Here is a 9229-nt window from a genome sequence, read left to right on the forward strand (position 1 = left end):
TCGGGCCTACCGTATCTATCAGGGCACAGACGAGGAGCGGAGCCACCATGGCCTCGGCAGCAGAACAGCTTGCGGCAAACCTCAATTTCGGTGCTCTGGCAAAAGCCGACGAACTGAAGAAGCGCATCTGGTTCACGCTGGGTGCGCTTCTCGTGTATCGGCTGGGCACCTACATTCCGATGCCCGGGATCAATCCCGACGCGCTCGCCGACGTGTTCCGCACGGCGCAGCAGGGCATCATCGGCCTGTTCAACATGTTCTCGGGCGGCGCGGTCTCGCGCATGGCGATCTTCGCCCTGAACATCATGCCGTACATCTCGGCCTCCATCATCATTCAGCTGCTGACCACCGTCTCTCCGACGCTGGAAGCGCTGAAGAAGGAAGGCGAGGCGGGCCGCAAGCAGATCAACCAGTACACGCGCTACCTCACCGTGGTGCTCGCTGTGTTCCAGTCTTACGGCATCGCCGTCGGCCTTGAGGGCTCGGGCGCCGTTGTGTCGGATCCGGGCTGGTTCTTCCGCATCTCGACGGTCATCACCCTGACCGGCGGCACCATGTTCCTGATGTGGCTCGGCGAGCAGATCACCTCGCGCGGCATCGGCAACGGCATCTCGCTGATCATCTTCGCCGGCATCGTGGCGGAGCTGCCCTCGGCGATCGCCAACACGCTGGAACTCGGCCGCCAGGGCGCCCTGTCGACCGGCATCATTCTGGCGGTGATCCTGATGGCCGTGGCGGTCATCATGTTCATCGTCTTCATGGAGCGCGCGCAGCGCCGGCTGCTGATCCAGTATCCGAAGCGCCAGGTCGGCAACAAGGTGTATGAGGGCCAGTCCTCGCACCTGCCGCTGAAGCTCAACACCTCGGGCGTCATCCCGCCGATCTTCGCGTCCTCGCTGCTGCTTATCCCCACGACGGTGGCGAGCTTCATGCAGGGTTCGGGTCCGGGCTGGCTGACCACGGTGACGACGCTGATAGGCCACGGTCAGCCGCTGTTCATGCTGCTCTACGTGCTGCTGATCGTGTTCTTCTGCTTCTTCTACACCGCGATCGTGTTCAACCCGACCGAGACCGCGGACAACCTGAAGAAGCATGGCGGCTTCATCCCCGGCATCCGTCCGGGCGAGCGTACCGCCGAGTACATCGACTATGTGCTGACTCGCATCACTGTCATCGGTGCGGCTTACCTTGCGATAGTGTGCCTGTTCCCGGAGATTCTGATCTCCTATGCTGCGGTTCCGTTCTACTTCGGCGGCACGTCGCTGCTGATCGTGGTGAGCGTGACCATGGATACGGTGGCCCAAGTTCAGGGGCACCTGCTGGCACACCAATACGAAGGGCTGGTCAAGAAGGCTAAGCTCAGGGGGAAGCGCCGATGAGGCTGATACTGCTCGGACCTCCGGGGGCGGGGAAGGGCACGCAGGCGCAGCGACTGGTCGCGCGCCACGGTATCGTGCAGCTGTCGACGGGCGACATGCTGCGCGAGGCGGTACGCAACGGTACGCCGGTCGGCCTTCGGGCCAAGGCGGTGATGGATGCGGGCCAGCTTGTGTCCGACGACATTGTGATCGGCATCATCTCCGATCGCATCGACCAGCCGGACTGCTCGAAAGGTTTCATCCTCGACGGCTTCCCGCGCACGGTGGCGCAAGCCGAGGCGCTCGATAGCATCCTCGCCGAGAAGGGCCTCAAGCTCGACGCGGTGATCGAGCTGAAGGTGGATCAGGCCAAGCTGGTCGATCGCATCCTGCAGCGCGCCCGTGAGACCGCCGCCCGCGGCGAGCCGGTGCGCAAGGATGACGATCCGGTGGTCTTCAAGACCCGCCTCGAAGCCTATAACCGCGATACCGCCGTGGTGGCGCCCTATTACGCCGAGCGCGGTCTCCTGGTGGCGATCGACGGCATGAGGCCGATCGATGAGGTGACGCAGGCGATCTCGGACGTTCTGGAGACCGTCTGAGAAACTCGACCGTGCGGCTTGACATCAGGGCTGAATCGCTCTATGTGCCGCGCTTCACTTAAGCGAGCGTCGCGCATCGACATCATTCGCTGATGTCGCGCGACTTCGTGTGTATCTCCGCAGGGGCCGGCCTCCACCGGACGCGGAGCAATCCCTTCCGGCTCGTCCGGTCCACATGGAGAGAGCGACGTGGCTCGTATTGCAGGCGTTAACATCCCGACCAACAAGCGCGTCATCATTGCGCTTCAGTACATTCACGGCATTGGCGCGAAGAACGCGGCCGATATCGTCGAGAAGGTCGGCATTCCGCTCGATCGCCGGGTCAACCAGCTGACCGACCAGGAAGTGCTGCAGATCCGCGAGACCATCGACCGCGACTATCTGGTCGAAGGCGACCTGCGCCGCGAAGTTTCGATGAACATCAAGCGCCTGATGGACCTCGGCTGCTACCGTGGCCTGCGCCATCGTCGCGGTCTGCCGGTGCGTGGTCAGCGTACCCACACGAACGCCCGCACCCGCAAGGGTCCGGCCAAGCCGATCGCCGGCAAGAAGAAGTGATTTTGCGGGCTTCGGCCCGCTTTTGCGCGCTGGCGGCATTCAGCGGCCGGCGCTTCGTTACGAGTAATGTCCCGAGCGCCTGGAATGACGGGCGCGCCTGAAGGATCTGAGGTCTATGGCTAAAGAAGCTGCCCGCATCAAGCGCCGCGAGCGCAAGAACATCGCCTCCGGCGTCGCGCATGTGAATGCGTCGTTCAACAACACCATGATCACCATCACCGACGCGCAGGGCAACACCATTGCCTGGTCCTCGGCGGGTGCCATGGGCTTCAAGGGCTCGCGCAAGTCGACCCCGTATGCGGCGCAGGTCGCTGCCGAGGATTGCGCCCGCAAGGCGTCCGAGCACGGCATGCGCACCATCGAGGTCGAGGTGTCGGGTCCCGGCTCCGGCCGCGAGTCGGCGCTGCGCGCGTTCCAGGCGGCGGGCTTCACCGTGACGTCGATCCGCGACGTCACGCCGATCCCGCACAATGGCTGCCGTCCGCGCAAGCGTCGGCGCGTCTGACGCTTAATTATCCAGCGGCGCTTCGGCGCCGCAGGGGCCGCTGCCATCGGCCTTCCCTCCCGCCCATGGGGGATGGAACGGCCGGCAGGGTGTCCGGGGCACCGTCGAAACCAAGGGTGACGTCGTGATTCAGAAGAACTGGCAAGAGCTGATCAAGCCCGAGAAGCTCGAGGTCGCCGTAGGCAGCGACCCGAAGCGCCTCGCGACCGTTGTCGCCGAGCCGCTGGAGCGTGGCTTCGGCCAGACACTCGGCAATGCGCTGCGCCGTATTCTGCTGTCGTCCCTGCAGGGCGCGGCGGTGACCTCGGTGCATATCGACGGCGTGCTGCACGAGTTCTCCTCGATCCCGGGCGTGCGCGAGGACGTGACCGACATCGTCCTCAACATCAAGGACATCGCCATCAAGATGGCCGGCGACGGCCCGAAGCGGATGGTGGTGAAGAAGCAGGGTCCCGGCATTGTCACCGCCGGTGACATCCAGACCGTGGGCGACGTGCAGGTGCTGAACCCCGAGCTGGTGCTGTGCACCCTCGACGACGGCGCCGAGATCCGCATGGAATTCACCGTCGATACCGGCAAGGGTTATGTCGCGGGTGAGCGCAACCGTCCCGAGGACGCGCCGATCGGCCTCATCCCGGTCGACAGCCTCTACTCGCCGGTCAAGAAGGTCTCCTACAAGGTCGAGAACACCCGCGAGGGCCAGATCCTCGACTATGACAAGCTGACCATGACCATCGAGACCAATGGCTCGGTCAGCCCGGAGGACGCGCTTGCCTTCGCCGCGCGCATTCTCCAGGACCAGCTCGAAATTTTCGTCAACTTCGAGGAGCCCAAGCGCGAGACGGAGAGCCCTGCGATGCAGGAGCTGCCGTTCAACCCGGCGCTGCTCAAGAAGGTGGACGAGCTGGAGCTTTCGGTCCGTTCGGCCAACTGCCTGAAGAACGACAACATTGTCTACATCGGCGACTTGATCCAGAAGACCGAGGCGGAGATGCTCCGTACCCCGAACTTCGGCCGCAAGTCGCTGAACGAGATCAAGGAAGTCCTCGCCTCCATGGGCCTGCACCTCGGCATGGAAGTGCCTGGCTGGCCGCCGGAGAACATTGAGGACCTCGCCAAGCGGTTCGAAGACCATTACTGAGCATTGAACGCGGCATTCGGGCCGTCACATTCACCACCCGGCTCGAAGCCGTCGCACGTTAGGATTTAGTCGCCATGAACCACGGCAAAGCCCATCGCCGGTTCAACCGGACCGCGGAACACCGCAAGGCCATGTTCGCCAACATGGCGCAGGCGCTCATCACCCATGAGCAGATCGTCACCACCCTGCCGAAGGCAAAGGACCTGCGCCCGGTGGTTGAGAAGCTGATCACCCTCGGCAAGCGCGGCGGCCTGCATGCGCGCCGCCAGGCGATCGCCGAGGTGCGCGACGTCGCCGTCGTGCGCAAGCTCTTCGACGTGATCGGCCCGCGCTACAAGGACCGCAACGGCGGCTACACCCGCATCATCAAGGCGGGCTTTCGCCACGGTGATTCGGCGGCGATCGCGGTGATCGAGCTGGTCGATCGCGACGAGGCGGCCAAGGGCGCGGCGGACCTCGCCCGCGTCGAGGCGGCCCGCTCGGAAGAGACCGTCGCGGCCTGAGCCTGAGCGACATCGAATTGAGGCGAGGGGCGGTTTCACCGCCCCTTTTCTTTTGCGCCTCCCGTGAAGGTGCGCGCCAGCCGGCGGTGCCGCGATATGGGCGCTGCGTTGGCGTCTTGCCCTTTCTCCGCCGCAGGCCGGGGACTATATCTGGCGGCATGAAACGCTTCGCCACACGCTCCGCCCTCGTCGCCGCGGCCCTGCTCATGGCCGCTCCCGTCCTCGCCCAGACGGCACCCGCGCCCGGGGCCGCGGTAGGTGGGCCGCGCGTACCGGCCTCGCGCGCCGAGATCGGGCTGTCCTTTGCGCCCATCGTGGCGCGCACGGCGCCGGCCATCGTCAATGTCTATGCGATGAAGGCGATGCCGGCTCGAAATAATCCGTTGCTGGACGATCCCTTCTTCCGGCGCTTCTTCGGCGACAGGGGTAGCCCGGATGTGCCGGGCCTCGACATGCCGGCGGAGCGCATCCAGCGTTCGCTCGGCTCGGGCGTGCTGGTCGACCCGTCCGGCATCGTCGTTACAAACAACCATGTGATCGAAGGCGCCGACGAGATCCGCATCTCCCTGTCCGACAAGCGCGAGTTCGACGCGGATGTCGTGCTGCGCGACCCGCGCACCGACCTCGCCGTGTTGCGCATCGAGGGCGCCAAGGGTGGATTTCCTTCTGCCGTGTTCGGCTCTTCCGACGACCTCGAGGTCGGCGACATCGTGCTGGCGATCGGCAATCCGTTCGGCGTGGGGCAGACGGTGACGCAGGGCATCGTCTCGGCGCTCGCGCGCACGCAGCGCGGCATCACCGATTACGGGTTCTTCATCCAGACCGACGCGGCCATCAACCCCGGCAATTCGGGCGGTGCGCTGGTGGATGGAGCCGGCCGGATCGTCGGCATCAACACGGCGATCTTCTCGCGCTCCGGCGGCTCGCTGGGCATCGGCTTCGCCATCCCGGCCGACATGGTGCGCGTCGTTCTGCAGTCTGCGCTCACCGGCAGCAAGGTGGTGCGGCGTCCGTGGCTCGGCGCCGACCTCCAGCAGGTGACACCTGATATCGCCGATGGGCTCGATGTCGCCCGGCCGACCGGCGCGCTCGTGCAGAATGTGCTCCCGGATAGCCCCGCGTCGAAGGCCGGGCTTCGGGCGGGTGACCTCATTATCGCGGTCGCCGGCCAGGAAGTCGGCGATCCCGACGCTTTCGGCTACCGCTTCGCCACCCGGCCGCTGGGCGGCGCCGTCGAGTTGGGAATCATCCGACAGGGCAAGCCGGTGACGCTCAGGGTGATGCTGGAGACCGCGCCCGAGACCGTGCCGCGCGAGGAGATCACTCTTGCCGGGCGCTCGCCGCTGACCGGGGCGACGGTGGTCAATCTCTCCCCGGCCGTGGTCGAGGAGATGCGCACGGTGGATGCCAGCAAGGGGGTGGTGATCACGGCAGTCGCAGAAGGCTCCCTCGCCGAGCGCACCAGCTTCCGGCCAGGCGACATCCTGCTCGAGGTGAACGGCGTGCCGATCACCCGCACCGCCGACCTCGCGCGCGCGACGGCGACACCGGCGCGGATGTGGCGGATCACGCTGCAGCGCGGCGGCCGCACGCTCTCGGCCGTGCTGCCGGGCTGAGGCGATCTTGTCCGACCTCTTCACCAGTGCCGGGCTCGAAGGCGCCGCGCCGCGCCCGCTGGCCGACCGGTTGCGCCCGCAACGCCTCGCCGAGGTGGTCGGACAGGAGCACCTGACCGGCCCGGACGGCATCCTCACCCGCATGATCGACAGCCGCTCGCTCGGCTCGCTGATCTTCTGGGGGCCGCCCGGCACCGGCAAGACCACGGTGGCGCGGCTGCTGGCGCACGAGACGGACCTGCATTTTGAGCAGGTCTCGGCCATCTTCACCGGCGTCGCCGAGCTCAAGAAGGTGTTCGAGGCCGCGCGGGGGCGCCGTGCGGTGGGGCGCGGCACGCTGCTCTTCGTCGACGAGATCCACCGCTTCAACAAGGCGCAGCAGGACAGCTTCCTGCCCGTCATGGAGGACGGCACCGTCACGCTGATCGGCGCGACGACGGAGAACCCGTCCTTCGAGCTCAACGCAGCGTTGCTCTCCCGTGCCCGCGTTCTGACCTTCCGCTCGCTGGACGACGACGCCATCGGCCGGCTGCTGTCGCGTGCCGAGGAACTGGAGGGCAAGCCGCTGCCGCTCGATGAGGAGGCGCGCGCGGTGCTGGTGCGCCTCGCCGATGGCGATGGGCGCGCCTCGCTCACGCTGGCCGAGGAAGCCTGGCGCGCCGCCCGGCCGGGCGAGGTGTTCGATGGCGCGAAGCTGCAGGAGATCGTGCAGCGCCGGGCGCCGATCTACGACAAGAGCGAGGACGGCCACTACAACCTCATCTCCGCCCTGCACAAGTCGATCCGTGGCTCCGACCCCGACGCGGCGCTGTACTGGCTGGCGCGGATGATCGACGCCGGCGAGAATCCGCTGTTCCTTGCCCGCCGGCTGGTGCGCATGGCGTCCGAGGACATCGGCAATGCCGACCCGCAGGCGCTCGTCGTCGCCAGCGCGGCCAAGGACGCCTACGATTTTCTCGGAACGCCCGAGGGCGAACTCGCCCTCGCGCAGGCCGCGGTCTATCTGGCAACGGCACCCAAGTCGAACGCCGTATACACCGCCTGGAAGCAGGCGCTGCGCGTCGCCAAGGAAGGCGGCTCGCTGGTGCCGCCAAGGCATATCCTCAACGCGCCGACCCGCCTGATGAAGCAGGAGGGCTACGGCGTGGGTTACGACTACGACCACGACGCGCCGGACGCCTTCTCTGGGCAGGATTATTTCCCGGAGAAGCTCGGGCGCCAGCATTTCTACGAACCGGTGGAGCGCGGCTTCGAGCGGGAAATCCGCAAGCGGCTGGAATATTGGGCGCGGCTGAGAGCGGAGCGCCAACAGGGCAAATAGGCGAGGGCAGGGCAGTGAACGCGATCGTGCTGGTTTTCATCGGGGCCGGCATCGGCGGCGTCCTGCGTTACGCCTCCTATGAGGCGGCGATGCGCGTGTTCGGCATGCACTTTCCGTCCGGTACCTTCGTCGTCAACGTGGTCGGCTCCTTCGTCATCGGCTGCATTGCCGGCTGGATGGCGATGAAGGGCGGTGCGTCATGGACGACGCCGGCCCGGCTGTTCGTGATGGCCGGCATATTGGGCGGCTTCACCACCTTCTCCTCCTTCTCGCTGGATACGGCGATGCTGGTGCACCGCGGAGAGGTGGGCCTTGCCGCCCTCTATGTCGGCGGCTCGGTGGCGCTTTCGCTCACCGCCGTGTTCGGCGGCCTCGCGCTGGTGCGCGCCGTCGCGTGAACTGGCCGAATGACTTGGCCTCAATCCTCGGCTATCTGCTGGGTTGAGGAGATTTGAAATGGCCGTCGAGACACGCCGCGTCGATCGGGATGAGGAGGGCATGCGCCTGGACCGCTGGTTCAAGACGCATTTTCCCGAACTTTCCTTCGGCCATCTGCAGAAGCTGCTGCGCTCCGGCCAGGTGCGGGTCGATGGCGGTCGGGTGAAGACCAATACGCGTCTCTCTTCCGGCCAGAGCGTGCGCATCCCGCCGCTGGAGGAGAAGCCGCAGCTCTCCGCCGCCGACCACATCGAGGCGGAGGAAGCGATAGCGCGCGGCGAGGCTCCGCCGCGCCCGCCACGGAACGGGGAGGGCGCCCGCCGATCCGATCTTGCTGCCCCGGCGGTGAAGCGCGCCAGTGTCGACGACAAGGACGCCGCCGCGCTCAAGGCGATGACGTTGTTCGAGGACCGCGACGTGCTGGTGCTGAACAAGCCCTACGGCCTCGCCGTGCAGGGCGGCTCCGGCACCTACCGCCATGTCGACGGCATGCTGGAGGCGCTGCGTGGCGACGATGGCCAGAAGCCGCGCCTCGTCCACCGCATCGACAAGGACACGTCGGGCATCCTGCTGGTTGCCAAGAGTCGGCTTGCGGCCTCGACGCTGGCCAAGACCTTTCGCTCGCGCTCGGCCCGCAAGGTTTACTGGGCTCTGGTGCCCGGCGTGCCGCGCCCGGCACAGGGGCGCATCTCCACCTATCTCGCCAAGGACGAGGCGGCAGAGCGCATGCGGGTCGCCCGCCACGGCGACGACGAGGCCAGCCACGCCATCTCCTATTACGCGGTTGTCGACCATGCGGCGCAGAAATTGTCCTGGCTGTCGATGAAGCCGGTGACGGGACGCACCCACCAGCTGCGCGCCCATGCGGCGCATATCGGCCATCCCATCGTCGGCGACCCGAAATATTTCAACGTCGAGAACTGGCCGCTGCCGGGCGGGCTGCAGAACCGGCTGCATCTGCTGGCGCGCCGGCTGGTCATCCCGCACCCGAGGGCCGACAAGCTGATAGATGTCTCCGCGCCGTTGCCGCCGCACATGCAGCAGAGCTGGAACGTGCTCGGCTTCGACACCTCGCATTACGACCCGATCGTCGACGCGCCGGAGAGCTGACCGGGCTTTAGAGGGCCTGGTGTGGCGCCGGCGTGACGGCGTGGCGCGGGCGGATCGGCTATGCAGACGCCAACATC

The 9229-nt window shown here is 66.5% G+C and carries 10 protein-coding genes; all 10 read left to right on the forward strand.

Translation table 11 applies throughout. The features are described 5' to 3' along the window. Positions 1-47: 47 nt before the first annotated feature. The 10 genes from secY to SNOV_RS07380 all read left to right on the forward strand — a co-directional run bounded on the left by secY (position 48) and on the right by SNOV_RS07380 (position 9152). Positions 48-1379, forward strand: a complete 1332-nt coding sequence (gene secY, locus SNOV_RS07335) for a preprotein translocase subunit SecY (RefSeq protein ID WP_013166282.1) — start codon at positions 48-50, stop codon at positions 1377-1379. Beyond that, a complete protein-coding gene (locus SNOV_RS07340) occupies positions 1376-1960 on the forward strand; it encodes an adenylate kinase (RefSeq protein WP_013166283.1) in 585 nt (194 codons plus the stop codon). Before secY ends, SNOV_RS07340 begins: the two co-directional genes overlap by 4 nt. A gap of 189 nt (positions 1961-2149) precedes the next feature. Continuing rightward, on the forward strand, positions 2150-2518 hold the full coding sequence (gene rpsM / locus SNOV_RS07345) for a 30S ribosomal protein S13 (protein WP_013166284.1): 369 nt from the start codon (positions 2150-2152) through the stop codon (positions 2516-2518). 115 nt (positions 2519-2633) lie between these two features. After that, positions 2634-3023, forward strand: a complete 390-nt coding sequence (gene rpsK, locus SNOV_RS07350; RefSeq protein ID WP_013166285.1) for a 30S ribosomal protein S11 — start codon at positions 2634-2636, stop codon at positions 3021-3023. Between the two features lie 124 nt (positions 3024-3147). Continuing rightward, entirely contained in the window at positions 3148-4164 is a 1017-nt protein-coding gene (locus tag SNOV_RS07355; RefSeq protein WP_013166286.1) for a DNA-directed RNA polymerase subunit alpha, read from the forward strand. Positions 4165-4238: 74 nt separating this feature from the next. Beyond that, positions 4239-4667 (forward strand): 50S ribosomal protein L17, encoded by a 429-nt coding sequence (gene rplQ / locus SNOV_RS07360; RefSeq protein WP_013166287.1) that lies wholly within the window; start codon positions 4239-4241, stop codon positions 4665-4667. 158 nt (positions 4668-4825) lie between these two features. Beyond that, the gene (locus tag SNOV_RS07365; RefSeq protein WP_013166288.1) at positions 4826-6283 is read left to right on the forward strand and encodes a DegQ family serine endoprotease; all 1458 of its coding nucleotides are present in this window, start codon (positions 4826-4828) and stop codon (positions 6281-6283) included. Between the two features lie 7 nt (positions 6284-6290). Continuing rightward, positions 6291-7604: a replication-associated recombination protein A gene (locus SNOV_RS07370; protein WP_013166289.1), complete on the forward strand. Its 1314-nt coding sequence runs from the start codon at positions 6291-6293 to the stop codon at positions 7602-7604. 23 nt (positions 7605-7627) lie between these two features. Next, positions 7628-8002, forward strand: a complete 375-nt coding sequence (gene crcB / locus SNOV_RS07375) for a fluoride efflux transporter CrcB (protein ID WP_244412962.1) — start codon at positions 7628-7630, stop codon at positions 8000-8002. 58 nt (positions 8003-8060) lie between these two features. After that, complete coding sequence (locus SNOV_RS07380) at positions 8061-9152, forward strand: RluA family pseudouridine synthase (protein ID WP_013166291.1); 1092 nt, start codon at positions 8061-8063, stop codon at positions 9150-9152. The last annotated feature ends 77 nt before the right edge of the window (positions 9153-9229 follow it).

Origin of the sequence: Ancylobacter novellus DSM 506 (assembly GCF_000092925.1) — a bacterium.
In the GTDB taxonomy this organism is placed as follows: Bacteria; Pseudomonadota; Alphaproteobacteria; order Rhizobiales; family Xanthobacteraceae; genus Ancylobacter; species Ancylobacter novellus.